This is a genomic window from Rhizobium sp. N324 (assembly GCF_001664485.1).
Taxonomy (GTDB): Bacteria; Pseudomonadota; Alphaproteobacteria; order Rhizobiales; family Rhizobiaceae; genus Rhizobium.
Genome location: NZ_CP013630.1, coordinates 1,588,875 through 1,614,875, shown reverse-complemented (window position 1 = coordinate 1,614,875; position 26,001 = coordinate 1,588,875). Strand labels below are relative to the sequence as shown.

The window sequence follows — 26,001 nt, the reverse complement described above, 5'->3', positions numbered from 1 at the left end:
CCCAACCGTCAATTCGCTGACACGGAAGCCCTGCTAAGCGGAAGCCATTGGCATCCGTTCCATGGGGATATTATGAAGAACGTCCTTTTTGCTTCCGTATCGCTTTTCATCCTGATGGCCGCCTCCGCTTCGGCCGACCAGCAGCAGTTTCCGGCGAAGCTCGCCGGCCAGGCAATCCTGCTTGCCAACACCCTGGTTCCGGCTCCGGCCGACGCTCCTGAATTCCTCAAGCACTCAGGCAAGTTCACGACGCCGGACCGCAAGCGCACCGAAGCGCTCGGCACCGTTCCCGGCAAGGACGGCGCCCGCGTCACCGATCTGAAGCTCCCCTTCGACGGTCAGGCGGTCCAGGGTTTCTCCGGCATCAAGACGATGGCTGACGGCACCTTCTGGACGCTCACGGATAACGGCTTCGGCTCGAAGGCCAATTCCTCCGACTCCATGCTCTTCCTGCACCAGATGAAGTTCGACTGGGCGGCCAACAAGGCCGACGTCGTCAAGAACCTCTTCCTTTCCGATCCGAACAAGATCGCCCCCTTCCCGATCGTGCTGGAAGGCACCGATACGCGTTACCTCACCGGCGCCGATTTCGACATCGAATCGATCCAGCCGGTTGCCGACGGTTTCTGGCTCGGCGACGAATTCGGCCCCTACATTCTGAAAATCGACACCGAGGGCCACCTGACCGACGTCATCGCAACGACGCTCGACGGCAAGCCGGTGCTTTCGCCCGACAATCCGCTGATCCAGCCTCCAGGCAACCCGGCCGCGAAGATGCCGGTCTTCAACCTGAAGCGCTCCGGCGGCTTCGAAGGCCTCGCCATGTCGAAGGACGGCGCTAAGCTCTATGGCCTGCTCGAGGGCGCCATCTACAAGGATGACGGCCAGATGGAAACGGTTGACGGCCACACCGCCGTCCGCATCATCGAATTCGACCTCGCCTCCAAGAAGTGGACCGGCCGCAGCTGGCTCTATCCGTTCGAGGACAAGGGCGTGTCGATCGGCGACTTCAACATGCTCGACGACACGACCGCCCTCGTCATCGAGCGTGACAGCGGCGCCGGCACCAAGGACAAGGCCTGCGCCGACCCGAAGCAGCCGAAGCCGGATTGCTTCGAGGCGCCTGCCGAGCTGAAGCGCGTCTACAAGATCGAGTTCAACGACGCCAATGCCGGCAAGGCCGTCCGCAAGATCGGCTATATCGACCTTCTGAATATCCAGGACCCCGACAACAAGAAGAAGGCCGGAGCCAAGGACGGCGTCTACGACATGCCCTTCGTGACGATCGAAAACGTCGACCGCGTCGACGCCACCCACATCATCATCGGCAACGACAACAACCTGCCCTTCTCCGCCGGCCGCGCCGTCGACAAGGCCGACAATAACGAGTTCAGCCTGCTGGAGGTTGGGGAGTTTTTGAGCGCGAAGTGATTTGGGTTCTGATACTTGAACAGGAAGGGCGGTGCGCGAGCGGCGCCCTTTTTGCCTGGACAACATGCGTGAGGAGGTAAGCAGCCGTCTCGTTCGTTCCCTCGGGCTTCTAACGAGTGAAGAAGGCATTCGGCGCCGCCACATTCCCCTTCTCCCCAGCGGGGAGAAGATGCCGGCAGGCAGATGAGGGGGTGAGCGGCAAAAGCCGCGAATGCACTGAGCGCAAGCGAAGGCAATAATTACATGGTGTGCCGTGCGGCCCCCTCATCCGACCCTTCGGGCCACCTTCTCCCCGCTGGGGAGAAGAGGGAGCAAGCACCACCTTACTCGAACAAAAACGCCAGCCTCTTGTTCGTCAGCCGCGACAGTTGCTGCAATCGTCCGTCCAGGCGTTCGCCGGCGAAATCGCGGTATTCCGGCGGCACGACGAATTCGAGGTCGAGGTCCGGGTTCGACGATCTGCGGAAGGTCAGGTTCTTGACGATTCCGGGCATCGAGGCCGAGAAGAGGTAGACGACGCGCAGCATGCCGCCGAGCAGCTTGGCGCGCTCGATGAGCTGCGGCGTGGCGATCTGCGCCAGCGGGCCGGTGGCGCCGTCGTCGTGCAAGCCCTCGAAACGGTAATAATTGGTCAGCGCGATGAAGGCGCGGCCAGGATGGCTGATGCCGACGAAGGAAGAGTGGGCGATGACGTTCAGCGCCTGCAGGCCACGATAATCGGGATGAGCGCGCCAACTAATATCGGCAAGCAGGCAGGCGGCCCGGCGATAACGGCTTTCCTCTTCGGTTTCCTGGATGCCGAAGAGCGGCATCATCCGGCCGGTCCATTCCGCCAGCTCGCGGGCATGCTCGGGCGAGCGGGCCCGCAGGATTGCCAGTTCGCCGGCAGCGGCAAGCAGCGGATCGAGACGGCGCTCGCCCTCCGACAGCAGCGAATAGAGATATCCCTCGCGCACACCCTGCGCCGAAAAGGAAATCACCGACGGCTTCATCGCGCTCAGCACTTCCTTCATGGCGACGGCGCCGAAGGGCAGCAGCGAACGGCGATGCTTGGACACGGCTTGCAGCGCCGGCTCCTTGGAATCGCGCGCGGTCACCACCTGTTCGAGAAACAGCATCATCGCTTCGAGCGAGACTTCATAACCCTGCATCATGTGCAGCGGATAATGTGTCATCTCCATATGCAGCTTGGCGATGTTTCGCCAGGTGCCGCCGACGGCGTAGAAGGTGCGCCCCTCGCCCTTCGACAAGAGCTTTGCCGTCTTCACCTGCTTGCGGGCAAAGGTACGGGCCTTGGAGAGCGAGCCGCCGGCATATTCCGACAGGCGCAGGCCGCCGAGCGGCAGGGTGATGCCCTTGCCGAACTCCTTGCCCTTGATATCGATGAGCTCAAGCGAGCCGCCGCCGAGATCGCCGGCGATGCCATCGGGATTGAAGAAGCCACTGATGATGCCGAGCGAGGCGAATTTCGCCTCCTCCTCGCCCGAGAGCACACGGACCTTGCGGCCGAGGATGGTTTCGGCCTGATGGATGAAATCGGGACCGTTGCTCGCCTCGCGCGCGGCGGCCGTCGCCAAGACATACATGGTGGCGGCGCGCGCCTGGTCGGACAGAGCCTTGAAACGATGCAGCGACGCCAAAGCCCTGATGACGCTGGCTTCATCCATTTTGCCGGTCAGGGCTATGCCCCTGCCGAGGCCGCAGAGAACCTTTTCGTTGAACAGGACGGTTGGCGAACGGGACATGCCTTCATAGACGACAAGACGAATGGAATTCGATCCAATATCGACGACGGAGACCGGGGCGATCCCCGGAAGGCGCCCCTGGGCTTCAGATTCAACCATCTAGGTCCAGTTTTACTTGTTGTTGCGGCCTTCGAGCAGGCCGGCGATCAGCTTCGGCGCACTGGACTTCAGAGCTTCACCACGGCCCGACAGGCTCGGATTGGTCATGAAATACAGCTGCGCATTGAACGGTTCCTCGCCTCTGCGCACTTCCATGCGCCGGGACGTACCGTCGGGCAATATCTCGTAGCTTTGTTGATTGTCAATCACGTTGCCGAGCATAATCTGTGACAAGACCTGCTCGTGAACGGTCGGGTTTGTCAGCGGAACCATGGTCTCGACGCGGCGATCGAGATTTCTCGGCATCATATCGGCCGAACCGATATAAACCAGCGCCTTGTCGGACGGCAGGCCATGGCCGTTGCCGAAGCAGAAAATGCGGCTGTGTTCGAGGAAGCGGCCGATGATCGACTTGACGCGGATCTTTTCGGAAAGGCCGGGCACCTGCGGGCGCAGGCAGCAGATGCCGCGTACGACGAGATCGATTTCAACGCCGGCATGGCTGGCGCGATAGAGCGCGTCGATGATGTCGGGGTCGACAAGCGAGTTCATCTTCATCCAGATTGCTGCCGGAGCGCCGTTCCGGGCATGCTGAATTTCTTCCTCGATGTGGCGCAGGATGCGCGGCCGCATCGTATAGGGCGAAATCGCAAGCTGCATGCCCTGTTCCGGCTCGCCGTAGCCGGTGATGAAATTGAAGATGTTCGCCATATCGTGGGCGATGACCGGATTGCAGGTGAAATAGGACAGGTCGGTGTAGATCTTCGCGGTGATCGGGTGGTAGTTGCCGGTTCCGAGGTGGCAATAGGTCCGGAGCTTGCCTTCCTCGCGGCGGACGACCATCGACATCTTGGCGTGGGTCTTGAGCTCGATGAAGCCGAACACGACTTGCACACCGGCGCGCTCGAGATCGCGCGCCCAGCGGATGTTCGCCTCTTCGTCGAAGCGGGCCTTGAGCTCGACCAGTGCCGTCACCGACTTGCCGGCCTCGGCGGCGTCGACCAGCGCGCGGACGATCGGGCTGTCGTTGGAGGTGCGGTAAAGCGTCTGCTTTATCGCCAGGACGTCAGGATCGCGCGCAGCCTGGAGAAGGAACTGGACCACCACGTCGAAGGATTCATAGGGGTGATGGACGACCATGTCCTTTTCGCGGATGGCGGCGAAGCAGTCGCCGGCATGTTCGCGGACGCGCTCGGGAAATCGCGCATTGTAGGACGGAAACCTGAGATCGTCGCGCGGCGCCTTGGTGATCTCGGACAGGGTGTTCAGCGCCAGAAGGCCCGGCAGAACGGCGACGCGATTGTCAGGGATATTCAGCGCCTGAACGACGAACTGACGCAGCGAGGCCGGCATTTCCGAGTCGGTCTCGATGCGGATGACCTTACCGCGACGCCGCCGCTTCAGCGCCGTTTCGAAGAAGCGCACGAGATCCTCGGCCTCTTCCTCGACTTCGATATCGCTGTCGCGGATGACGCGGAAGGTACCGGAACCCTGCACCTCGTAACCCGGGTAGAGCCGATGGATGAAGATGTTGGCGACATCCTCAAGCGTGATGTAGCGGATAGTGTTTCCATCGTCCGGCAGACGGACGAAGCGGTCGAGCGCCGGCGGCAGACGCAGCAGCGCCGTCATCGGCTCGCGGCCGTTCTTGCTGACGAGTTGCAGGCCGATCGAGAAGCCGAGATTGGGAATGAACGGGAAAGGATGGGCCGGATCGATCGACAGCGGCGTCAGCACCGGGAAGATCGCCTGTTCGAATTCGGTGGCCAGCCACTGGCGATCGGCATCGCTCAAGGCGCCGGGGCGCACGATCAGGATGTCTTCCTTGGCGAGATATTGCTGCAAGACGGCCAGCGAGGCCTGCTGCTCCATCTGCAGATGGTCGATCTCCTGCAGGATCGAATCGAGCTGCTCGGCCGGCGTCTTGCCGTCGGGACTGCGGATGACGATGTTCTGGCGCACCTGGCCCTCGAGGCCGGCGACACGCACCATGAAGAATTCATCGAGGTTGGCAGCCGAGATCGACAGGAAGCGGACGCGCTCGAGCAGCGGATGCTCGGTATTCAGCGTTTCCTCCAGGACACGGCGGTTGAACTGCAGCCAGGAGAATTCGCGGTTGATGAAGCGCTCGGGGCTCTTGAGCAGTTCTTCCAGCGGGGGCGTGTTGTCGTTGGTTTCCGGAGTGAGTTCCTGATGCTCTGCGACGGCACTATCCATGGTCTACCCCGTTCTCAATCGCCGAAGGCAATTATATCAGTTTCACGACGGAACTGTGACAGTCAATCGGCCGGCTCCGAATTTCCCAATTCATTCAATACTTCGGCAGCCATAGACCGGGTGATTTTCGTACCCCGCGACAGGGCCAGCCGGTCCAGCCTTTCGACGATCGTCTGGGCGGCATTCAGCGACCGCTCCATCCGGTTGACGATATAGAGCACGAGTTTGTCATCTATATAAAGCTGGCGGTCGGCGAAGAGCTTGACGATCACCTGCGACAACAGTGCCTCGTCGGGCTCACCGATCTCGACGACGGTCGCAGCTTTCAGGCGCGAGCGCAGATCCGGCAGCAAGACCGGCCAGGAGATCGGCCAGAGGCGGCTGGTTATCAACAGGCTGGTGCCGTTTTCGCGCACGCTGTTGATGACGTGGAAGAGCGCATTGTCGTTGAAGCCGAGGCGGTCGGCATCCTCGAACAGCACCGGGCCGGCGGCGGCAATAACGGCAGCGTCCGAGCCAAGCTCGGGATGGATGTCGACGGCGCCGCTCAGCTCCCGCCAAATGCGGGCGAGATGCGATTTTCCCGAACCGACCGGGCCGGCGAGCACGACAACCGGCGACGGCCATGCCGGCCAGGCATCGACGATCGACACGGCGGCGGCAAGACGCTCCGAGATCAGGAGGTCGTCACGCCCGCTGGCGGCATCGTGCGAAAAGACCAGCGGCAGCTGCTCTCCGGCCTTGCGCTTCGGATCAGCGTTCTTCACGTCATTCATTGGAAACTGATTTCGTCTTCCGGGCGCGGTCGCCTGATGACCCGCCAAAATAAAGATCGCTCTGAAGGTAGCGTGAAAGCGCGAAACGAACAAGGACGCCGACGGCAGCAGCAGCCGGCACGGCGACCAGAAGACCGACGAAACCGAAGAGCGCGCCGAAGGCAAACAGCGCAAACATCAGCCAGACCGGGTGCAGTCCGACGCTGGAGCCGACGAGCTTCGGCTGCAGGATGTTGCCCTCCAGGAACTGGCCGCTGAAGAAGACAACGAGCACCAGGCCGATCCAGGGATAATCCGGCCAGAACTGGACGATCGCCACGCCGACGGCGAGAACCAGGCCGACCAGCGAGCCGACATAGGGAATGAAGCTGATCATGCCGGCAAAGAGCCCGATCAGCAGGCCGAAATTCAGCCCGACGAGCGACAGGCCGGCGGCATAATAAATGCCGAGGATGAGGCAGAGCGAGCCCTGACCGCGGATGAAGCCGGCGATCGCCTGATCGATCTCGCTGGCGATCTGGCGGACGTCGCTGATATAATCGCGCGGGATCCACTGATCGACCTTGGCGACCATACGGTCCCAATCGAGCAGGATATAGAAGGCGACAACGGGGGTGACGACGAGCAGCGATATGACGTCGACGATCGCCTTGCCGGAATTCCAGATCTGCGCGAAGAGCCCGGTCAGGAAGCCCATGCCTTCGGAGAGGATGCCTGAGAAATTGTCCTTGATCGTGCCGGCCTGGCTCCTGACCCAGTCCGGCAGCAGCGAGTTTTTCGAGCTGTCGATGAACTGCTGCAGCTGGCTGATATAACCCGGCAGCCGCTCGGCGAAGTCGTTGAACTGGCTGACGAGCACGGGAATGAGGATCATCAGCGCCAGCGCGAAGGTGATGACGAAGGCGATCAGGATGACGACCGTCGCCATCATGCGGCTGAGGCCCAGACGCTCCAGCCGATCGGCCACCGGGTCGAGGAAATAGGCGATCGCCATGCCGGCGATGAAGGGCAGCAGGATCGAGCTGAAGACATAGAGAAAGACGATGAAGAAGGCGAGCACGCCCAGCCAGAAGAAAATCTGACGCTTGAGACTGTTGCCGCTGACTTGCTGTGGCATCGCTTCCCCGCTGATCGCTTTCCGCCGCCAAACGCCGCATTCGAACCGACGCGGCCATTCAGCACATAGGATGCAGGCGCAAAGATGGTCAACCCTGTCGCGGCAAATCCCGGAAAGGCCGGTTGAAGACGCGGGAAATTGGGGGCTTTTGCCATGCGGCGCTTGCATAAAAGCCCCTGTCATGCAATTGCGACCGGCAGATGACGCGGCATGTTAGCCGCCTGAAAATAGCCATCGGAGACCAGCATGAGCCAGTCTGGGAAAAACGGCCTGACATACAGCGATGCGGGCGTCGACATCGATGCCGGCAACCTCCTTGTCGAGAAGATCAAACCGGCGGTGCGCTCGACGCGGCGCCCCGGCGCCGATGGCGAGATCGGCGGCTTCGGCGGGCTCTTCGACCTCAAGGCCGCCGGCTTTACCGATCCGGTTCTCGTCGCCGCCAATGATGGCGTCGGCACCAAGCTGAAGATCGCCATCGATGCGGACTATCACGACACCGTCGGCATCGACCTCGTCGCCATGTGCGTCAACGATCTCGTCGTCCAGGGCGCCGAGCCGCTGTTCTTCCTCGATTATTTCGCCACTGGCAAGCTCGACCCCGACCAGGGTGCTGCGATCGTCGGCGGTATTGCCGCCGGCTGCCGGCAGGCCGGCTGCGCGCTGATCGGCGGCGAGACCGCCGAAATGCCCGGCATGTACTCCTCCGGCGACTATGACCTCGCCGGCTTTGCCGTCGGAGCTGCCGAACGCGGCAAGCTGCTTCCCTCCGGCGATATTGCCGAGGGTGACGTGATCCTCGGTCTCGCCTCCTCCGGTGTCCATTCCAACGGCTTCTCGCTGGTGCGCAAGATCGTCGAACTGTCCGGCCTCGGCTGGGATGCGCCGGCGCCGTTCGCCGAAGGCAAGAAGCTCGGCGAAGCGCTGCTCGAGCCGACCCGCATCTATGTGAAGCCGCTGCTGAAGGCGATCCGCGAGACCGGCGCCATCAAGGCGCTGGCCCACATTACCGGCGGCGGCTTCCCCGAGAATATTCCGCGCGTGCTGCCGAAGCATCTGGCGGCCGAGATCGATCTTGCCGCCGTCAAGGTTCCCACGGTGTTTTCGTGGCTCGCCAGGACGGGTGGCGTCGAAACCAAGGAAATGCTGCGCACCTTCAACTGCGGAGTCGGAATGATCGCCGTCGTCGCCGGCGAGAATGTCGCCGCCGTTTCCGCTGCCCTCGAGGCCGAGGGCGAGACGGTGGTCACGCTCGGCCGCATGATCGCCCGCGACGAGGGTGCTGCCGGCACGGTGTATAAGGGCACGCTTGCCATATGAGCGCGAAGCGCAAACGCGTCGTCGTCCTCATATCCGGCGGCGGCTCCAACATGATGGCGCTGGTTGCGGCCGCCAAGGCCGCCGATTACCCGGCCGAAATCGTCGGCGTGATTTCCGACAAGGCTGAGGCCGGCGGCCTTGCCAAGGCAGCCGCCGAAGGCATCGCCACCTACGCCTTTCCCCGCAAGGGTTATGCCAGCAAGGAAGCGCATGAGGCGGCGATCTTTTCCGCACTTGATGAGCTTTCCCCCGATATCCTCTGCCTGGCGGGCTACATGCGGCTGCTGACGCCGACCTTCATCCAGCGTTACGAAGGCCGGATGCTCAACATCCACCCTTCCCTGCTGCCGCTGTTTCCGGGCCTCCACACTCATCAGCGCGCCATCGACGCCGGCATGCGCATCGCCGGCTGCACCGTGCATTTCGTCACCGAAGGCATGGACGAAGGGCCGGTCATCGGCCAGGCGGCCGTGCCTGTCCTTTCCGGCGACACGGCCGAAAGCCTTGCCGCGCGCGTGCTGACCGTCGAACACCAGATTTATCCGCAGGCACTGCGGCTCTTCGCCGAAGGCCGCGTGACGATGGAAGGCGGCAAGGCCATCGGCGCCGAGGCTTCGGCCGTTGCGCCCAAGGCCCAGCTCATCTCGCTGATCGGCGACCGCTGTTAGGGTACAGAGCCACAAGGGCTCTTCTAAACATTTTACTAACGCAGCCAACTCTTCGGGGCAAAGGGCATCTCTGTCATCGGCTAGCGTCTCCAAAGAAGTCGGCTGGCGTAATCACGTAACTGAACGGCAATTCCCTATAAGGCCGCAGAGCGCCTGGAGGATCGCGCGCAAAAATTTTTCGCGGTGCAATAGTGGTATCGAGCCAGGGAAGCCGTTTTCGTAATTTATAAGTTAGCCGGTCGGTCGTAATCGCGATATCGAGACCCGTAAACTGCACGCCTGAAAAGTATCGACCAATCTCGCCCGGCTGAATCTCAAATATAGTTTTTGGATCATTCTCGTTCTTGAACGACACGATTACCGGCAGCCGGCTCGTTTTCAACTTGAATGGATACCGCCCATTTGCGCTGCGCAGGCTCGCAAAATCTGCATCAGACAGCGAGCCTATGCTATTCCTTATCTCTAAGGTTGCTAGGATGCCATCCTCGTAAACTTGGGTAAGACTGTTGTTCGGATCATGCTGGGTTGGCAAGATGTAAATTGTACCTTTTCCGTCTAGATCAAAAATCAAGGCCTCGCCATAGAGCCGTGTTGCGCCACCATTTCCGATCAGGCTGTGCGTCACCTTAGAATAGGTGATCTCCATCACTGATGAACTTTCGACCGGTCGGCCATCGATGATCGCAGATGCGATGACCTTGAAACGAACCGACGTAGTTGCACCCTGGCAACCGACCAATGCCAACGCTCCGAACGACGTAAGTAGCCCTCTTCTGGTCGTGAACGACTCCGGAATGCTGCCGCTACACTTTATGATCGGCATTTGTCGCCTCTCCATCGATCACCTTATGACTGCAATGCCTCTTCTGACCTGGCCGGGGTAGGCCGACGCTCAACTGCATGGAAGCGACGAGCGGCGGCTTGCCGACAGCCCCTAAACCGGCTGGGCAGGTCAATCCAAATACTGCTTAGCGAGCCGCTACATCTACTGCGTGCCAAGTCGTCCGAACTGACCCGGCCGACGTTTGGCCGGAGTCGGCGACTGGGCCAATTTGTAACGAGTGGGCGGGCTGGAGTCCTCACCAGAAATGAAGGCAAGAACGAGAAGGACGCCGTAGAAGAAAAAGGTAATCCCCTGGATCGCGAGCGCCGGCAGGGGAATTGCCAAAAACTTCGGCAAGAAGACGGGCGCAAGCAGCCCCCAGAGCAGATATTGAGGCCAGCCAATATCGCGAAGGCGACCTGATACGATGTAGAGCAGGCCTACAATTGTAATCGCTGTCATCGCGATCGCAGCAACCATGTATAGCGTTTCGAAGAAGGATCGGCGGGCGACGAGCTTGGCAGTTTCGGCGTCGCCCGCTCCGACGCCCAACGTCATCTGCATTGCCCCTTTGGCGGCCATAGCACGTAGATTTTCCATATCCTCCGCCGTCGGCTTGCGGCCGGAGGCTGCAATCTGCTTCACCAACTCTTCCTGGCCTTTGAACATCAGCGGCATGTTTTTGCCGCTGACCTCTCCTCCGACGGCGGTCCCTACGCTGCTTGCCGGGCGTGGCGCCATTAGCTCGCGCGCCGCCTGATCCTGTTCGGCCACAATGAGGCGCTGGATCGGGTCCTTTGCAAAGTCGAAGCAGAACATGAGCAGAAGCAGCACGGCATAGGTGATGCGTGTAAGCCGAGATTGGCCAAAAATGGTCACTAAGTACAGCCTCGTTGATCTTGAAATCGCCGAACGATGCACGAGAAAGTTGAAGTGTTCGCTAACCCAGCATAGACGATTTTATCGAGTTCGGAGTGCAGTGAGGCTGGCTAGCGCACGGCATACGTTCGCCCTACGCAACAGCAAACGGCTGCCCTGGTTGAAGTATGGCCTTGAAGCAATTCGAGCCATGGGTTCGCTATCGTTTGCACGCTGCTCAACCGACGGCAATCAAGTTCAATTAAAGCTACGCCGCAAGCGCCCGCAGCGGATGCAGGGTGCCGTCGCTATAGACGAAGCGGCCGGCGCGGAAGGTGGCGCGGATGCGATGGACTTCACCCGGTTCGACCGCCACCAGATCGGCCCGCTGGCCGATGGCGATTTCGCCGCGATCCGAGAGGCCGGCGGAGCGGGCGGCGTTGCCGGTCGCCATGGCGACGGCTGAAGGCAAGCCGCCTTCCACCATCTCGGCGAGCTTGAAGATGCCGGGCACAAAGGCGGCCGGGTGATAGTCGGCGGCTATGACGCTCAAGAGGCCGGCCCTGGCGGCATCGAGGGCGCTGAGGTTGCCCGACATCGACTGGCCGCGCAGCGCATTGGGCGCGCCCATCAGCGTCCAGAGGCCACGGCGGCGCGCCTCTTCGGCGGCGGGCGCCGTCACCGGGAACTCGCTGATGGTGACGCCGAGATCGTGCATTTCCGCGACTTTCTCGACACTGTCATCATCATGCGAGGCAAGCGACAGCTTATGCTTCAGCGACAGCGCGACGATCTCCTTCAGCTTGGCCTCGATCTCGGAATTGCTGCGCATGGCGATGCGTTTGGCGACGATCTCGGCGGCCATATCCTCAGAGATGGCGCGGCGCTCGGAAATGCTGAGGATGTAGCTTTGCAGGTTGTTGTATTGGCCCTGCCCCGGCGTGTGGTCGGTCAGCGAAACCATATCGATCTGGTCGGCATTGAGCAGGCGCTCGAGTGCGGCAGCGGCGCCGACATTGGTGATTTCGTAGCGGGCGTGGACGCGGTGGTCGATCAGCAGATCATCGCGCAGGCGGTTGATGCCCTCGATCACCGCCGAGGTGGTCTCCAGCGAGCGGACGTGGCCGTAAACACTTTCGGTGGCGAAAGAGACGGCGGCAAAGGCCGTGGTGACACCGGCGGCGGCCAGCTTCTTGTCGAGCTCGTGGATGCCGAAATCGATCGGCATCGTCGCGTTCGGGCGCGGCGCGATCTCGCGCTCGATCATGTCGCCGTGGAGATCGACGAAGCCCGGCATCAGCAGCCGCCCGCCGCCATCGATGGCAGCCCCGGCGACCCGCTCCGGCCTGATTTCGGCGATGGCGCCGTCTTCAACCCGCACGGAACCTTCACTCACCACCTCGTTGGGGAGAACGAGGGTGAAATTGCTGAGCCACATGGGCTTTCTCCTGACCGCATCGATGATTGACAGACCGCAGCGGATAGAACCGCTTCGTGACAAACGTATGAACTTTTCGAACGCCAGAACCGCGATACCGAAACCGTCTTGAGCCCAACCCGGCGGGTTGCCCGAGACCGCTCACCCGCTATCGAAGCTTATTCCTGTTCAACAAGGCCCATTGCAGCAGCATGATCGTCTTGGCGTCGAAGATCTCGCCGTTTTCGATCATTTGGGCTGCCTCATCGAGCGGGACTTCGAGAACCTCGATATCCTCGTGCTCCTCGTCCAGGCCGCCGCCTTCCGCCACGCGGTCGGCGATGTCGATCAGCGAGACGAAGAAGTGAACGACTTCGGTGATGGCGCCGGGCGAGCTGTAGCATTTGAAGAGGAAACGCGCGTCGCGCAGTTGGTAACCGGTTTCCTCCATCGCCTCGCGGCGGATCGCCTGTTCGGGATGATCGTCATCGAGGAGGCCGGCCGGCACCTCCATCATCCAGGCGGGATCGCCGTTCAGATGGACGGGAAGGCGGAACTGGCGGACGAGAATGACGAGATCGCGTTGCGGATCATAAAGCAGGATGCAGGCGGCGTGCGTGCGGTGGTAGACCTCCCGCTTCAAGCGTTGGGTCGCGCCCTTGCGGTCGATATAGTCGAGCAGATAGCTGCTAAGCTTTGTCCAACCATTCGACAGCGTTTCCGCGCTGACGATCTTCACGCGTGATTTCGGCTGCATCATGCTGCGTCCTTGCGAATCCAGACCTTGTTATCGTGCACGGCCGCCCCGCCATAGGGCGCGACCGGGTCGGCGCCTGTGAGGACATTGATACCCTCGCCGTCGATATGCGCCTTGTTCGGCCAGAGGCCCTCGGCGATCAGCACGCCAGGCTTCACGTCGGTGGTGATGCGGGCGTGGATGCGCAGATCGCCGCGGCTGTTGCCGATTCGGACGAGATCGCCATGGGCGATGCCGTTGGCTTCGGCGTCGGCCGGATTGATCATCACCTCAGGACGGCCCTCCTTCTGACGCGAGGTCTTGGTCTCGGCGAAGCTCGAATTCAAGAAATTGCGGGCGGGCGAGGTGGCGAGGCGGAAGGGATGCCCGGGATCGGCGACTTCGATGACATCGACCTGATCGGGGAAGGCGGGAAGCTCGGCATGCGGCCCGAGCAGGCCGACCGCCGCCGGCGGCTTGTTCGGCGCCGGCTGATCGATCCAGTCCGGGCGGAAATGAAACTTGCCGTCGGGATGGGCAAAGCCGTTCAGGAAATGCGCCTCCTCGAAGGCCGGCTGACGATCGAACCATTTGTGTTCTAGGAAATGCTCGTAATCCGGCAGGCCGCTCGATTCCAGTAAGCGATCGACCATTTCGCGGGCTGAAAAGCCGAAGCCGGGGCGATCGGCGACGCCGAGGCGTTTGGCCAGTTCCTCGATGACGAAGAGATTGGTACGCACGGTCGGCGGCGGCTCGACCAGCTTCGGCCCGAGCAGGATATGGTTCTGGCCGCCGGCCCGGTAGATGTCGTCATGCTCGACGAACATCGTCGCGGGAATGACGATGTCGGCGATCTCGGCCGTCTCGGTCATGAACTGCTCGTGCACGGCGACGAACAGGTCGTCGCGGGCAAAACCGCGTTTGACTTGGCGCTGCTCGGGGGCGATGTTGGCCGGGTTGGTGTTCTGGATCAGCATCGCCGTCACCGGGCCGCGATGGCGCAGCGCCACCGGATCGCCGGTCAGCACCCGGCCGATCTGCGACTGATCGAGCATGCGGATATCGGCATCCTTCATCGAACGGCCGGTCAGTTCCGCATTGTTCATGCGGAAGATATCGTTGTTCGAATGGAAGGCGCCGCCGCCCTCATATTGCCAGGAGCCGAGCACGGTGGCGACCGAGGCGGCGGCATGCATGGCGACCGCGCCGTTGCGCTGGCGGGTGAAGCCGTAGCCGAGGCGGAAAAAGGTCTTCTTCGTCGTGCCGACGAGGCGGGCAAAGGCTTCGATCTCCTCGACCGAAAGGCCGGTGATATCGGCGGCCCATTGCGGCGTCTTCGTTTTCAGATGGACTTCGAGGCCGGCGGGATCATCGGCATAGCGCGCCATGTAGTCCCGGTCGGCATAGCCGTCGCGGAAGGCGATGTGCATGACGGCGCAGGCCAGTGCCGCATCGGTGCCGGGCCTGACGATCAAGGCCATGTCGGCCTGCTTCATCGTCGGATTGTCGTAAATGTCGATGACGACGATCTTGGCGCCGCGCTCCTTGCGCGACTTGATGGCGTGGGTCATCACATTGACCTGGGTCGAGACCGCATTGGTGCCCCAGATGACGACGCAATCGGTGCGGCCCATCTCGCGCGGATCGGGGCCGCGCAGCGTGCCGGTCGCCACGGTGAAGCCGGTCCAGGCCGGATTGGTGCAGATCGAGGAGAAGAAGCCGGAATAACGCTTGGCGTGACGCAGGCGATCGATCGAATCGCGCTGTACCCAGCCCATGGTGCCGGCATAGAAATAAGGCCAGATCGCCTCGCTGCCGTCCCGCGCCTCGGCCTTCACGAAGGCTTCGGCAATCTCATCCAGCGCATCGTCCCAGGAAATCTGCTGCCATTGCCCTGCCCCCTTGGCGCCGGCGCGGCGCAGGGGATGCATCAGGCGATCGGGATGATAGAGCCGCTCGGCATAGCGGGCGACCTTGGCGCAGATGACGCCGGAGGTGTAGGAGTGATCATTGGCCCCGCGGACGCGGCCGATGCGGCCGTCCTCGGATATGTCGACCTCCAGCGCGCAGGTGGAGGGACAGTCGTGCGGACAGGCGGTGTGGCCTACCCTGGTGTCCGGCTTCGGGGATTTGGCGTGGATGGGGGTCGCAATGTTCATGGCATTTGTATATTCCAAGCCTTGCACGGCCAAAAGCCACAAACTTTCCCATGACGCGAATTCATACGGACATCACCGAAAATGAACTACCGCCACATCTATCATGCGGGCAATTTTGCCGATGTGCTGAAACATGCCGTGCTGGCGCGGCTGATCCGCTACATGCAGAAGAAGGATGGCGCCTTCCGCGTGCTCGACACACATGCCGGCATCGGGCTCTATGACCTCTCCTCCGAAGAAGCGCAGAAAACCGGCGAATGGCTTGAAGGCATCGGCAAGCTGATGGAGGCCGATCTCGGACCGCAGGTTTCCGAACTGCTGGAGCCCTACCTGACAGCCATCCGCGAACTCAACCCCGAAGGCGGCATCCGCTTCTATCCCGGATCGCCGAAACTGGCGCGCCTGCTGTTCCGGCCGCAGGACCGGCTGTCGGCGATGGAGCTGCATCCCGAGGATTTTGTCAGGCTGCACCGGCTGTTCGAAGGCGACCACCATGCGCGCATCACCGAGCTCGACGGCTGGCTGGCGCTCGGCGCGCATCTGCCGCCGAAGGAGAAGCGCGGCATCGTGCTCGTCGATCCGCCTTTCGAGGAAGAGGACGAATATCAGCGTCTGGCCGAGGGGCTGGAAAAGGCCTATCGCCGTTTTCCCGGCGGCACCTATTGCCTGTGGTACCCGCTGAAAAAGGGCGCGCCGATCAAGGAATTCCACGAGAGGCTACAGGCGCTCGACATTCCGAAAATGCTCTGCGCCGAACTTTCCGTTCGGAGCGACCGCGGCATCACCGGATTGACGGGCTCGGGCCTCGTCATCGTCAACCCGCCCTTCACGCTGAAGGACGAGCTGCACCAGCTGCTGCCAGCATTGAAGGACCATCTGGCCCAGGACCGCTTCGCCTCGCACCGGGCCTTCTGGCTGCGCGGCGAGACCAAGGCGGTGAAGGACGATTGACCCATTAACCCGGTTCGGGAATAGTCCGCCGCAGTTTCACAATCTCGTCAGGTATCTCATGAAGCTCCTTTGGTCGCCGCCCTCCCCCTATTCCAGCAAGGTGCGGATGGCCGCGCATTTCCTGGATCTCGAGTTGAACGCCATCCGGGTCGACACCAATACGGCGCCGGCGATCCTGGTGGAGAACAATCCGCTCGGCAAGATCCCGACGCTGCTGGCCGATGACGGCGCCTCGGTCTTCGACAGCGTGGCGATCATGCACTATTTCGACCGGCTGGCGAAGGGCAAGCTCTATCCCTCCAAGAAGGGCAAACGCACGGATGCCGACGTCCTCGAATCGCTCTGCGACGGCATCTGCGATTGCCTGCTGGCGATCATGTATGAGCGGCGTTTTCGCGATGAGGAAAAGATCCACCAGCCCTGGATCGACCGGCAATGGAAGAAGGTGACGAGCGGGCTTGCGCATCTGAGCGCCAAGCCGCCGAAATTGGGCAAGAAACTCAACGGCGGGCATTTCGCCTTGGCCGCCACGCTCGGCTATCTCGATCTGCGCTTCAAGGGCCAGTGGGAAGCCGATCATGCACCGCTGATCGACTGGTTGCGGCAGTTCGAAAAGAAATTCCCAGCCTATCAGGAACTCAAGACCCAGGCCTGAGCGCCTGGCAACAACAGGCGAGCAGCAAAAAGCCGGGCGACGTGCCCGGCTTTTCCATGTTTGAATAATTCCGTTCGGCTTAGAACTTGACGCCGATACCGAGCTTGACGCTGTTCTCGTCGTAACCGCGCGAGAAGCTGCCGGAGTCGAGGTCGTAGTCCTTGCTCTGGTAGTCGGTGTAGCGATATTCCAAGCGCGTCGTGATGTTGTTGGTCACGAAGGCTTCGACGCCGGCGCCGACGGTATAGCCGTAATTCGTCTTGCTTTCGTCCGAGGTGCCGTCGGAAACCTTGATGTTGCCGAGGGCGAGACCGGCCGTGCCGTAGAGCAGGAAGGGGTTCATGTCGTAGCCGACGCGGCCACGGACGGAGCCGTTCCAGCCATACTTGTTCTTGACGCCGCCCGAGGAAACGTCGTCGCCGCTGTAGCCGAGATCGGATTCAACGCCGTAAACGATCTGGCCCTGCTGCCAGTTGTAGCCGGTGAAGACCTGGCCGCCGAAACCATAGGTGTGACGGTCGGAACCGAAGTCACCCATGTTATAGGTGCCGGCGCCGCCGAGGTAGAAACCTTCCCAGCTGCCGGCCGGCTTGACCGGAGCGTCCTGGGCGACCGGTGCTTCCGGAACCTGGTCGACGGCATCGGCCGCCTGAGCTGCCGAGACGCCCGCAATTGCAAAAACGGAGGCCATGAGGCCAGCAATGAGTACACGCATACTTAGTCTCCTTTCAGTCCCGCACCGCTTATCATCTGTCTATCAGTGAAGCATTGGCGGGATATTGCCAGATGTCCCTTCCGGATCGAGACTGAAATTGGAACTCAAATGCGGATTTGAAAGAGCCAAATTGTGATATCATTGTGGCTGCCGCATGGCCGAAATTCGATGTTGCTTTGTCGCAACATACACTTCATTAACCTTACTGAAGGGTTAAACTTAAAATACTTATTTTAAGAAATCGCATTCTTAAATAATACATAGAATATCCCGCCCACGGACGCAACCACAACGACCTATTTATATAATCTCCGCCCGCGCCTATATAGTCGGCAGACAGACTCGCGGGATTAGAAGGCAGGATTTTGAACCACAAAAGACTTCGCTCGGCCCTTGTAACAGGGGCTGCTAAAAGAATAGGCCGGGCAATCGCCGAAGACCTTGCTGCAAATGGCTTTTCCGTCGCGATCCACGCGAACGGCTCCCTCGCTGAAGCCGAAGAGTTGGCGGCGGAATTGCGGCGGAAGGGATTTCGGGCGATCGCGCTCAAGGCCGACCTTACCGATATCGGCGAAACAAGCGAGCTGGTCACAAAGGCGTCGGCAGCGCTCGGCCCGCTTGATCTGCTCGTCAACAATGCATCGATCTTCCAGAATGATTCCGTGCGCAGTTTCAACGCCGACACCTGGGCACTGCATTTCGACCTGCATGTGCGGGCGCCCTCGATCCTTGCCGCAGCCTTCGCGCAGCAGATGCCCGGCGAGGCCGCCGGGCTGATCGTCAACATCATCGACCAGCGGGTCTGGGCACTGAGGCCCAGCTTCTATTCCTATACGCTCTCCAAATCGGCGCTGTGGACGGCGACGCAGACGCTTGCCCAGGCGTTGGCGCCGGCCATCCGCGTCAATGCCATCGGCCCCGGCCCGTCGATGCCGAGCGAACGGCAAGCGCAGGAGGACTTCCAAGCACAGGTCTCAGCCCTTATCCTGCAGCGAGGGCCGGCGCTGGAGGAATTCGGACAAACGATTCGCTTCCTTTACGACACGCCCTCGATCACCGGCCAGATGATTGCCCTCGACGGCGGCCAGCACCTTGCCTGGCAGACGCCCGATGTGGCGGAGATTACGGAATGAACGGACGAAAGCTGCCGGACGGCGGCGTTCTCTACGACGATACGGATGAGAGCGAAGACGAGATCGAGGTGGAAGGCGACGTTTCCGCCGCCGCCCCGCTTGCGGCTGGTGTCGACTGGAACGCCGGCAGCCTCAACGAGACCGGGCTCATCGGCGCCGAGCTGATCGGCGAATTCGTCAAGCGGCTGCCGAACAGCCCCGGCGTCTACCGCATGTTCAACGCCGAGGGTGACGTGCTCTACGTCGGCAAGGCGCGCAGCCTGAAGAAACGCGTCGGCAATTACGCCGTCGGCCGCGTGCATTCAAACCGCATCGCACAGATGGTGCGCCAGACGGCGAACATGGAATTCGTGACGACGCGCACGGAAACCGAAGCGCTGCTCCTGGAAGCGAATCTGATCAAGCGCTTGCGGCCGCGCTTTAATGTGCTGCTGCGCGACGACAAGTCCTTTCCCTATATCCTCATCACCGGCGATCACCGGGCGCCGGCCATTTTCAAGCATCGCGGTGCGCGGGCGCGAAAGGGCGACTACTTCGGGCCGTTCGCTTCGGCCGGCGCGGTCGGGCGGACGATCAATTCGCTGCAGCGCGCCTTCCTGATCCGCACCTGCACCGACAGCGTCTTCGAAACGCGCACCCGTCCCTGCCTGCTCTACCAGATCAAGCGCTGTTCCGGACCGTGCACCCACGAGGTCAGCGACGGGGGTTACGCCGAACTGGTGCAGGAGGCGAAGGACTTCCTCTCCGGCAAGAGCCAGAAGGTCAAGTCGCATATGGCCGAGGCCATGAACCAGGCGGCGGAGGATCTCGACTTCGAGCGGGCGGCAATCTATCGCGACCGCCTGGCCGCACTTTCGCATGTGCAGAGCCATCAGGGCATCAATCCGGCCGGCGTCGAGGAGGCTGACGTTTTCGCCATCCACCACGAGGGCGGCGTCTCCTGCATCCAGGTGTTCTTCTTCCGCACCGGACAGAACTGGGGCAATCGCGCCTATTTCCCGAAGGCCGATCCGCAGTTGTCCGGCGCCGAAGTGCTGAATGCCTTCCTCGCGCAGTTCTACGACGACAAGCCGGTGCCGAAGCAGATCATGCTGTCGGAAACGATCGAGGAGATGGAACTGCTCGCAGCCGCGCTCAGCGAAAAGGCCGGCCACAAGGTTTCGATCCTGGTGCCGCAGCGCGGCGAGAAGCGTGATCTGGTCGACCATGTCGTGGGCAATGCCCGCGAGGCGCATGGGCGAAAGCTTGCCGAGACGGCGTCGCAGTCGCGGCTGCTCGAAGGCTTCAAGGACACGTTCGGGCTTACCTATGCGCCGCAGCGCATCGAGATCTACGACAACTCGCATATCATGGGCACCAATGCCGTCGGCGGCATGGTGGTCGCGGGGCCGGAAGGCTTCGTCAAAAACCAGTACCGCAAGTTCAACATCAAATCGACCGACATCACCCCCGGCGACGACTTCGGCATGATGAAGGAAGTGATGACGCGGCGGTTCTCGCGGCTCATCAAGGAGGAAGGCATTCCCGACCGATCGGCGCAGACGGCCACTGCCGACGCCGCCGACATGCCCTTCCCGGCCTGGCCCGACGTGATCCTGATCGACGGCGGCCAGGGGCAGATGACGGCGGTGCGCGCCATCCTCGCCGAACTCGGCATCACCGACAGCGTGACGGCGATCGGCATCGCCAAGGGCGTCGACCGCGATGCCGGGCGCGAGCGTTTCTTCCCGCCGGGACGCGAGAGTTTTACCCTGCCGCCGCGCGATCCGGTGCTCTATTTCGTCCAGCGCATGCGGGACGAAGCGCATCGCTTTGCCATCGGCTCGCACCGGGCCCGGCGCAAGAAGGAAATGGTCAAGAACCCGCTCGACGAGATCGGCGGCATCGGCCCGTCGCGCAAGCGCGCGCTGCTGCAGCATTTCGGCACGGCGAAAGCGGTTTCGCGCGCCGCGCTCTCCGACCTGATGACGGTGGAAGGTATCTCGGAAGCCGTCGCCAGGCAGGTTTATAACCATTTCCACGACGACGCCGCGAAATAACCGGCGTCCGTCGCAAATTCCACGCAAAGGCAGTGAAAAGACAGAAAGAATGTTGACGGTCCGCGGTCAAAGCCGTCATCTACCGCATCGGCCCGAAAATCGGACTCGATTATCAGGAAAGTACGATGCGTCGATTCAAAGTGTTACAGCGTCCTGAAAGACGCGCGGCGCTGTAGCGGTGCATCCATTCAGAGAAACGATCCCATGGCATCGCGTGCGTACAGCATCCCCAATCTTCTGACCTACGGCCGTATCCTCGCCGTGCCGCTGATCGTTCTCTGCTTCTTCATCGAAGGCAGGCTGTCGATCAGCAACACGGCGCGCTGGGTGGCGCTGTGGATCTTCGTCATCGCCTCGATCACCGATTTCCTCGACGGCTATCTCGCGCGCATTTGGAACCAGACGTCGAATATCGGCCGCATGCTCGACCCGATCGCCGACAAGCTGCTGGTGGCCTCGATCCTGCTCCTGGTCGCAGCCGACCAGACGATTGCCGGCTGGTCGATCTGGGCGGCGATCACCATTCTCTGCCGCGAAATCCTCGTGTCCGGCCTGCGCGAATATCTGGCGGCGCTGAAGGTCAGCGTGCCGGTGACGCGGATCGCCAAATGGAAGACGACGCTGCAGCTCGTCGCCATCGCCTTCCTGCTCGCGGGTCCTGCCGGCGACGAGATTTTCCCCTATACGACGCAGACCGGCATCGCGCTCTTATGGATCGCCGCATTGCTGACCATCTATACCGGCTATGACTATTTCCGCGCCGGGCTGAAACATATCGTGGATGACGAGGAATGACGCGGCTTGTCTATTTCGCATGGGTGCGCGAGCGCATCGGCAAGGACGAGGAGGAAATCGACCTCCCCTCCTCCGTCGTCACCGTCGCCGATCTTCTGAATCATTTGAAGACGCTGGGCGAAGAATATGAGGCGGCACTTCAATATCCGGACGTGATCCGCGTGGCGCTCGACATGGAGCATGTCGAGCATGACGAGCCGATAGCAGGCGCGCGGGAGATCGGGATATTTCCGCCGATGACGGGGGGGTAATGCGGTGACGGCCGTGCCAGATCGCCCCCCTCTGCCCTGCCGGGCATCTCCCCCACAGGTGGGGAGATTGGCTGGGAGTGCCGGCTCGCTCAAACAATCAACGTTTCAGCCGGGCGGAACGGTAAGGGGGCAAGAAGGTCGTGCCACTTGTGATCTCCCCACCTGTGGGGGAGATGGCCGGCAGGCCAGAGGGGGGTTTCCACGGCACAGCGTTTCGGTATTCTTTGCAGCTGCATCAAAGCAGCGGAGGATCTCGCTGTGACCGTTACCCCCACCATCCGCGTCCAGCATGAGGACTTCGACCTGCAAGCCGAGGTCGACCTCCTCTCCAACGGCAAACCCGGCATCGGCGCTGTCGTCACCTTTTCCGGCCTCTGCCGCGATGACGGCGGCACACTTGCGGCGCTCGAACTCGAACATTACCCCGGCATGGCCGAAGCCGAGATGGCGCGCATCGGCGAACTCGCCATTGTCCGTTTCGGGCTGCTCGGGCTGACCGCCATCCACCGTTACGGCAAGATCGCCGTGGGCGAGAATATCGTGCTCGTCGTCGCGGCCGCGCCGCACCGGCAGGCGGCGTTCGACGGGGCCAATTTCGTCATGGATTTCCTGAAGACCGCGGCCCCTTTCTGGAAGAAGGAGCACGCTAGGGATGGCGGCGCCGGCGACTGGGTCGCGGCGAAAGACGCCGACGATGCGGCGCGCGACAAGTGGAAGTGACTTATAGCACGACGCGCTCCCTGCGGCTCATGACCAAGAGCAGGACGAGCAGTGAGAAGATGACGAGATCGCGCCAGACGAAGGGGCCGTAGGCGCCCCATAGGGTTTCGACGACGGCAAGCCCGGCAGCACCGCCGGCCGAGCGCAGCGGGTCGGAATAGCCGCCGACGGCTGATATCAGCAGCACTTTAAGCCCGAACATCAGGCCGGCGCCGAAATCCATCGAGCCGTAATAGAAAGTGGCGAGGATGCCGCAGATCGTGGCGACGAGGGCGGCTGCCGCATAAGCGGCGAGAAAAACGCGGTCGGCGCTGGTACCGCAGAGTTCGGCGGCCAGCGGATCGTCGGTGACGGCGCGCCAGACGCGGCCCCAGGCCGTGCGCCTGAGGATTAGCGTCCCCACGGCGACGATCGCCGCCATCAGCGCGGTATCGATCAGTTGGATATAAGTCAGCGTCACCTTGAACGGGCCGTCGCTCCAGAACACGACCGTACCGTTCAGGAAGGGCGGCAGCCAGATGGCGCGGGTATCGGCGGCGAGCCGGGCGGTTTCCATCAGCACGATCATGATGCCGAGGGCGGCGACAATCACCGTATTCGGGGATTTTCTGACGAGCGGCAGCATGATCGAGCGGCCGATCCACAGGCCCGCTGCCAACGAGTAGACGATCGCAGCGCCGGCGCCGACGGCAAGGGCCGCTGGCAGCACCAGCCAGAACTTGACATAGGCGAGTTCGGTGAAGAGCAGCAGGATCTGCCCTGCGAAGGCGAAGATCGCCCCATAGGTGATGTCGGCCCGCTTGGTCACGCCGAAGGCGACGGAATAGCCGAAAGCGAGCGCAGCATAGAGGGCCGCGAGCGGAACCGCATTCGCCAACTGTTGCAGAAGATAGGCCATCCCAGACACTCCGCGTCGCCAAACTTATAACTGGTAAAACTGACTTCACCAGTTATAATTTCATCATGAGCTTTTCCTGGACCCCTCACCGCTTTGCCGGAGGCGCGCTGGCGCTCGACGTCGCCAATAGCGTCGTGCTGCGCCACGATGCGGCGCGGCGGATCGACCGCTTCGCGGCCCGGGACCAGATGCGGGATTTTCCGCGCGCCGCTGCCGAATTCTGCGCCGAGCGGGCCCTCTTCGGCGATATCGCCCCGGTGTCCAGGGAAAACGAGGCAGATTTCATCGCGCTGCGGGAAGCAATCGACCGCTATTTCCGCAAGCGTATACTGGATGGCGGCGACGACCAATTGCTGGCCGGACTGCTGGACGCGCTGGCAAAGGTGCTGCGCGAGGCAAGCCCCGGCAGCCTGGTCGCGGCGACCGCCCATTCGGTGCTGCGGCTGATTGCCATGCCGGATCCGGAGCGGATGAAAATCTGCGGCAATTGCGGCTGGCTGTTCATCGACCGCAGCAAGAACAGGAGCCGGGCCTGGTGCGACATGGCGGTCTGCGGCAACCGCGCCAAGGCGAACCGGCATTATCGTCGCAAGAAGGAGGAAATCCCATGAGGAAACATCTGATCGTCACAGCGGCGGCAATCGGCCTCCTGCTGTCCGCCTGCCAGCGTCAGGCCGAAAACCTGGTCGAAGTCACCGGCCACCTCTTCGTCTTCAACTATCGGGTGGCGAGCGCCACCTATCTGCTGACGCTGAAAAAGACCGGGCCCATCCCTGACGGTTCGGTCATCATCGCCGAATTCGAAAATCCTCAAGGCGGCGAACCGCTGGTGCTGAACCAGAAAATCTATCCGATCGACGACAAGATCGCGCTGCAGAGCCAAAACCTGCACTGCGTACGCAAGGACCGACCCTATGCAGTGAATGTCCGGCTGGTCGACAAGGACGGCAAGGTGCTGCAGGAATTGAAGACGCAGTTCCGATCCGACCTGGATCAGACCGTGCTGCCGAGCAAGCCGCTCGTCGTTGGTGCGCTTTATGACAAGAACCCTGAGGTCTTCAAGCCGGACGGCAGCGTCGATTTTTCCAATACCGACAAGTGCCCGGCATAAAAATGCCGGCATAGAAAAAGCCGGAGCGAGGCCCCGGCTTTCGAGAGTCAATTCAAGGCATTGCGAGCCAATGCCGAAGCGCAGCCTCAGCCGACGACTTCGGTATCGGAGAACCAGTACTTGATTTCCTGAGCAGCCGTTTCCGGAGCATCCGAACCGTGAACGGAGTTTTCGCCGATCGACAGGGCATGAACCTTGCGGATCGTGCCTTCGTCAGCGTTTGCCGGGTTGGTCGCGCCCATGATCTCGCGGTTCTTGAGGATGGCGCCTTCGCCTTCCAGAACCTGAACGACGGTCGGGCCGGAGGTCATGCCTTCGACGAGTTCGCCGAAGAAGGGGCGATCCTTGTGAACGGCATAGAAGCCTTCGGCTTCGCGACGGCTCATCCAGACGCGCTTGGAGGCGACGACGCGCAGGCCGGCATCTTCGAGCATCTTGGTGATGGCGCCCGTCAGGTTGCGCTTGGTTGCATCCGGCTTGATCATCGAGAAGGTGCGTTCAATCGCCATAGTCAAATCCTCTGTTTTCTCGGGAAAAGTGGGCGGTCTTTACCCGCCCCAACGCCCGAAAACAAGGGGTCGGCGGCAATTTCACGCCGCTGTCACAGTGCTGTTGCGGGTTTGGCGACGATCGAGGCTTGCGTAGCTGCAGTGCGCACACTCGAATGGCGCTTCACGCAATATCGAATGGCCGAAAGACAACAAGTCCTGAGTGTTTGAAATAACCAAAACTCTCTTCTTACTCATTAAGCATAAAAATCTTCCAAATAAGAAATTATACCTGTCGCCGATGTTATTTAAACCAAACCAAGGTCGGACGACATTTTGTAGAACCTGAATTGAAGTTCGCTTCTCTCAAGTTTTTGGATACGGCAAATGGCCTGAGGACAGTGATAAGCAAAACGTAACCTGACGGACCATTTTTGGTCTCTTTCCATGACCAACGTTACAGGCGATTTACGAGCATTTCACAACCTGTTACTCGGTGCGCAGGGTTGTGAGGTGCTGGGGGGGGCGCAAGGTGTCATATTCACGGGAAATCGATACGCTTTTGACCACTGTTGCTGCAGAAGGAGGCTATGTTTCCGGTGTCGGCCTCGCGGATGATGACGCAGTCAAAGCGGCCGCAGATCTTGGGTTGATCGATGTTGCCACCGGCGATGCGTGGACCCTCGTCGATACGGTATCGCTGACGCCTCGGCAGCGCTTGGAAATGGGCCTGCCGCCCATCGTGCCAAAGCCTTCCATGTTCGCTTCGGCAGCAAATGCGATCGCGTCGATGGTCGGCCGCGTCTTCGGAAAACCTAGCCCGCTGCGTTAACGCCCAGATCCGCCTTGGTAATGGGGCGGCACCTGAACGCCAGCTAG

The 26,001-nt window shown here is 61.4% G+C and carries 25 protein-coding genes; 13 read left to right on the top strand and 12 right to left on the bottom strand.

Features of this window, described 5'->3' with window-relative positions; genetic code table 11:
• Positions 1-72 precede the first annotated feature (72 nt).
• Positions 73-1,431 carry an esterase-like activity of phytase family protein gene (locus AMK05_RS07735; RefSeq protein WP_064837984.1) on the top strand — a complete coding sequence of 453 codons (1,359 nt, stop codon included), beginning with the start codon at positions 73-75 and terminating at the stop codon, positions 1,429-1,431.
• 323 nt (positions 1,432-1,754) lie between these two features.
• Here AMK05_RS07735 and ppx read toward each other — a convergent pair whose 3' ends face one another.
• From ppx to AMK05_RS07715, 4 genes are all read right to left on the bottom strand, one after another.
• Entirely contained in the window at positions 1,755-3,275 is a 1,521-nt protein-coding gene (ppx, locus tag AMK05_RS07730) for an exopolyphosphatase (RefSeq protein WP_064837983.1), read from the bottom strand.
• 12 nt (positions 3,276-3,287) lie between these two features.
• Positions 3,288-5,492, bottom strand: coding sequence for an RNA degradosome polyphosphate kinase (locus tag AMK05_RS07725; protein ID WP_064837982.1), 2,205 nt, complete (start codon positions 5,490-5,492; stop codon positions 3,288-3,290).
• Between the two features lie 62 nt (positions 5,493-5,554).
• Complete coding sequence (gene hdaA / locus AMK05_RS07720; RefSeq protein ID WP_064837981.1) at positions 5,555-6,268, bottom strand: DnaA regulatory inactivator HdaA; 714 nt, start codon at positions 6,266-6,268, stop codon at positions 5,555-5,557.
• Complete coding sequence (locus tag AMK05_RS07715; protein ID WP_064837980.1) at positions 6,261-7,385, bottom strand: AI-2E family transporter; 1,125 nt, start codon at positions 7,383-7,385, stop codon at positions 6,261-6,263. The genes hdaA and AMK05_RS07715 overlap by 8 nt, the downstream gene beginning before the upstream one ends.
• Positions 7,386-7,631: 246 nt before the next feature.
• On the opposite strand from AMK05_RS07715, the gene purM reads away from it, so the two are divergent.
• Both purM and purN read left to right on the top strand, forming a co-directional pair.
• Positions 7,632-8,705: a phosphoribosylformylglycinamidine cyclo-ligase gene (purM, locus tag AMK05_RS07710; protein WP_064837979.1), complete on the top strand. Its 1,074-nt coding sequence runs from the start codon at positions 7,632-7,634 to the stop codon at positions 8,703-8,705.
• Positions 8,702-9,373, top strand: a complete 672-nt coding sequence (gene purN / locus AMK05_RS07705; RefSeq protein WP_064837978.1) for a phosphoribosylglycinamide formyltransferase — start codon at positions 8,702-8,704, stop codon at positions 9,371-9,373. The genes purM and purN overlap by 4 nt, the downstream gene beginning before the upstream one ends.
• A gap of 73 nt (positions 9,374-9,446) precedes the next feature.
• Here purN and AMK05_RS35140 read toward each other — a convergent pair whose 3' ends face one another.
• From AMK05_RS35140 to AMK05_RS07680, 5 genes are all read right to left on the bottom strand, one after another.
• Entirely contained in the window at positions 9,447-10,196 is a 750-nt protein-coding gene (locus AMK05_RS35140) for a hypothetical protein (protein ID WP_064837977.1), read from the bottom strand.
• 162 nt (positions 10,197-10,358) lie between these two features.
• Positions 10,359-11,075, bottom strand: coding sequence for a hypothetical protein (locus AMK05_RS07695; protein WP_064837976.1), 717 nt, complete (start codon positions 11,073-11,075; stop codon positions 10,359-10,361).
• Between the two features lie 247 nt (positions 11,076-11,322).
• A complete protein-coding gene (locus AMK05_RS07690) occupies positions 11,323-12,492 on the bottom strand; it encodes an alpha-D-ribose 1-methylphosphonate 5-triphosphate diphosphatase (RefSeq protein WP_064837975.1) in 1,170 nt (389 codons plus the stop codon).
• A 148-nt stretch (positions 12,493-12,640) separates the two neighbouring features.
• The gene (locus AMK05_RS07685) at positions 12,641-13,231 is read right to left on the bottom strand and encodes an NUDIX domain-containing protein (protein WP_064837974.1); all 591 of its coding nucleotides are present in this window, start codon (positions 13,229-13,231) and stop codon (positions 12,641-12,643) included.
• A complete protein-coding gene (locus AMK05_RS07680) occupies positions 13,228-15,366 on the bottom strand; it encodes a molybdopterin-containing oxidoreductase family protein (RefSeq protein ID WP_064841307.1) in 2,139 nt (712 codons plus the stop codon). The genes AMK05_RS07685 and AMK05_RS07680 overlap by 4 nt, the downstream gene beginning before the upstream one ends.
• Positions 15,367-15,447: 81 nt before the next feature.
• Here AMK05_RS07680 and AMK05_RS07675 point away from each other — a divergent pair, with 81 nt between their 5' ends.
• Both AMK05_RS07675 and AMK05_RS07670 read left to right on the top strand, forming a co-directional pair.
• The gene (locus AMK05_RS07675; protein ID WP_064837973.1) at positions 15,448-16,317 is read left to right on the top strand and encodes a 23S rRNA (adenine(2030)-N(6))-methyltransferase RlmJ; all 870 of its coding nucleotides are present in this window, start codon (positions 15,448-15,450) and stop codon (positions 16,315-16,317) included.
• Between the two features lie 58 nt (positions 16,318-16,375).
• A complete protein-coding gene (locus AMK05_RS07670; RefSeq protein WP_064837972.1) occupies positions 16,376-16,972 on the top strand; it encodes a glutathione S-transferase family protein in 597 nt (198 codons plus the stop codon).
• 79 nt (positions 16,973-17,051) lie between these two features.
• On the opposite strand, the gene AMK05_RS07665 is transcribed toward AMK05_RS07670, so the two are convergent.
• The gene (locus AMK05_RS07665) at positions 17,052-17,687 is read right to left on the bottom strand and encodes an outer membrane protein (protein WP_064837971.1); all 636 of its coding nucleotides are present in this window, start codon (positions 17,685-17,687) and stop codon (positions 17,052-17,054) included.
• 365 nt (positions 17,688-18,052) lie between these two features.
• On the opposite strand from AMK05_RS07665, the gene AMK05_RS07660 reads away from it, so the two are divergent.
• From AMK05_RS07660 to AMK05_RS07640, 5 genes are all read left to right on the top strand, one after another.
• A complete protein-coding gene (locus AMK05_RS07660; RefSeq protein ID WP_064837970.1) occupies positions 18,053-18,820 on the top strand; it encodes an SDR family oxidoreductase in 768 nt (255 codons plus the stop codon).
• Positions 18,817-20,859 (top strand): excinuclease ABC subunit UvrC, encoded by a 2,043-nt coding sequence (gene uvrC, locus AMK05_RS07655; protein ID WP_064837969.1) that lies wholly within the window; start codon positions 18,817-18,819, stop codon positions 20,857-20,859. Before AMK05_RS07660 ends, uvrC begins: the two co-directional genes overlap by 4 nt.
• A 204-nt stretch (positions 20,860-21,063) precedes the next feature.
• The gene (gene pgsA, locus AMK05_RS07650; RefSeq protein WP_003587473.1) at positions 21,064-21,654 is read left to right on the top strand and encodes a CDP-diacylglycerol--glycerol-3-phosphate 3-phosphatidyltransferase; all 591 of its coding nucleotides are present in this window, start codon (positions 21,064-21,066) and stop codon (positions 21,652-21,654) included.
• On the top strand, positions 21,651-21,905 hold the full coding sequence (gene moaD / locus AMK05_RS07645) for a molybdopterin converting factor subunit 1 (protein WP_064837968.1): 255 nt from the start codon (positions 21,651-21,653) through the stop codon (positions 21,903-21,905). The genes pgsA and moaD overlap by 4 nt, the downstream gene beginning before the upstream one ends.
• 258 nt (positions 21,906-22,163) lie before the next feature.
• Positions 22,164-22,625, top strand: a complete 462-nt coding sequence (locus AMK05_RS07640; RefSeq protein WP_064837967.1) for a molybdenum cofactor biosynthesis protein MoaE — start codon at positions 22,164-22,166, stop codon at positions 22,623-22,625.
• Position 22,626: 1 nt separating this feature from the next.
• Here the strand turns inward: AMK05_RS07640 and AMK05_RS07635 are convergent, their stop codons facing one another.
• Positions 22,627-23,523, bottom strand: coding sequence for a branched-chain amino acid ABC transporter permease (locus AMK05_RS07635; protein WP_064837966.1), 897 nt, complete (start codon positions 23,521-23,523; stop codon positions 22,627-22,629).
• A gap of 65 nt (positions 23,524-23,588) precedes the next feature.
• Between AMK05_RS07635 and AMK05_RS07630 the strand changes: the two genes are divergently transcribed.
• Positions 23,589-24,134, top strand: coding sequence for a CGNR zinc finger domain-containing protein (locus AMK05_RS07630; protein ID WP_064837965.1), 546 nt, complete (start codon positions 23,589-23,591; stop codon positions 24,132-24,134).
• Positions 24,131-24,634: a hypothetical protein gene (locus AMK05_RS07625; protein ID WP_064837964.1), complete on the top strand. Its 504-nt coding sequence runs from the start codon at positions 24,131-24,133 to the stop codon at positions 24,632-24,634. The genes AMK05_RS07630 and AMK05_RS07625 overlap by 4 nt, the downstream gene beginning before the upstream one ends.
• Before the next feature lie 86 nt (positions 24,635-24,720).
• On the opposite strand, the gene ndk is transcribed toward AMK05_RS07625, so the two are convergent.
• Complete coding sequence (ndk, locus tag AMK05_RS07620; RefSeq protein WP_003574140.1) at positions 24,721-25,143, bottom strand: nucleoside-diphosphate kinase; 423 nt, start codon at positions 25,141-25,143, stop codon at positions 24,721-24,723.
• Between the two features lie 541 nt (positions 25,144-25,684).
• On the opposite strand from ndk, the gene AMK05_RS07615 reads away from it, so the two are divergent.
• Positions 25,685-25,954, top strand: a complete 270-nt coding sequence (locus tag AMK05_RS07615) for a hypothetical protein (protein ID WP_064837963.1) — start codon at positions 25,685-25,687, stop codon at positions 25,952-25,954.
• Positions 25,955-26,001 lie beyond the last annotated feature (47 nt).

Coding starts and splice junctions, on each gene's coding strand:
- AMK05_RS07735 (WP_064837984.1), top strand. CDS start 73: ATGAAGAACGTCCTTTTTGCTTCCGTATCGCTTTTCATCCTGATGGCC.
- ppx (WP_064837983.1), bottom strand. CDS start 3,275: ATGGTTGAATCTGAAGCCCAGGGGCGCCTTCCGGGGATCGCCCCGGTC.
- AMK05_RS07725 (WP_064837982.1), bottom strand. CDS start 5,492: ATGGATAGTGCCGTCGCAGAGCATCAGGAACTCACTCCGGAAACCAAC.
- hdaA (WP_064837981.1), bottom strand. CDS start 6,268: ATGAATGACGTGAAGAACGCTGATCCGAAGCGCAAGGCCGGAGAGCAG.
- AMK05_RS07715 (WP_064837980.1), bottom strand. CDS start 7,385: ATGCCACAGCAAGTCAGCGGCAACAGTCTCAAGCGTCAGATTTTCTTC.
- purM (WP_064837979.1), top strand. CDS start 7,632: ATGAGCCAGTCTGGGAAAAACGGCCTGACATACAGCGATGCGGGCGTC.
- purN (WP_064837978.1), top strand. CDS start 8,702: ATGAGCGCGAAGCGCAAACGCGTCGTCGTCCTCATATCCGGCGGCGGC.
- AMK05_RS35140 (WP_064837977.1), bottom strand. CDS start 10,196: ATGCCGATCATAAAGTGTAGCGGCAGCATTCCGGAGTCGTTCACGACC.
- AMK05_RS07690 (WP_064837975.1), bottom strand. CDS start 12,492: ATGTGGCTCAGCAATTTCACCCTCGTTCTCCCCAACGAGGTGGTGAGT.
- AMK05_RS07685 (WP_064837974.1), bottom strand. CDS start 13,231: ATGATGCAGCCGAAATCACGCGTGAAGATCGTCAGCGCGGAAACGCTG.
- AMK05_RS07680 (WP_064841307.1), bottom strand. CDS start 15,366: ATGAACATTGCGACCCCCATCCACGCCAAATCCCCGAAGCCGGACACC.
- AMK05_RS07675 (WP_064837973.1), top strand. CDS start 15,448: ATGAACTACCGCCACATCTATCATGCGGGCAATTTTGCCGATGTGCTG.
- AMK05_RS07670 (WP_064837972.1), top strand. CDS start 16,376: ATGAAGCTCCTTTGGTCGCCGCCCTCCCCCTATTCCAGCAAGGTGCGG.
- AMK05_RS07665 (WP_064837971.1), bottom strand. CDS start 17,687: ATGCGTGTACTCATTGCTGGCCTCATGGCCTCCGTTTTTGCAATTGCG.
- uvrC (WP_064837969.1), top strand. CDS start 18,817: ATGAACGGACGAAAGCTGCCGGACGGCGGCGTTCTCTACGACGATACG.
- pgsA (WP_003587473.1), top strand. CDS start 21,064: ATGGCATCGCGTGCGTACAGCATCCCCAATCTTCTGACCTACGGCCGT.
- moaD (WP_064837968.1), top strand. CDS start 21,651: ATGACGCGGCTTGTCTATTTCGCATGGGTGCGCGAGCGCATCGGCAAG.
- AMK05_RS07635 (WP_064837966.1), bottom strand. CDS start 23,523: ATGGCCTATCTTCTGCAACAGTTGGCGAATGCGGTTCCGCTCGCGGCC.
- AMK05_RS07630 (WP_064837965.1), top strand. CDS start 23,589: ATGAGCTTTTCCTGGACCCCTCACCGCTTTGCCGGAGGCGCGCTGGCG.
- AMK05_RS07625 (WP_064837964.1), top strand. CDS start 24,131: ATGAGGAAACATCTGATCGTCACAGCGGCGGCAATCGGCCTCCTGCTG.
- ndk (WP_003574140.1), bottom strand. CDS start 25,143: ATGGCGATTGAACGCACCTTCTCGATGATCAAGCCGGATGCAACCAAG.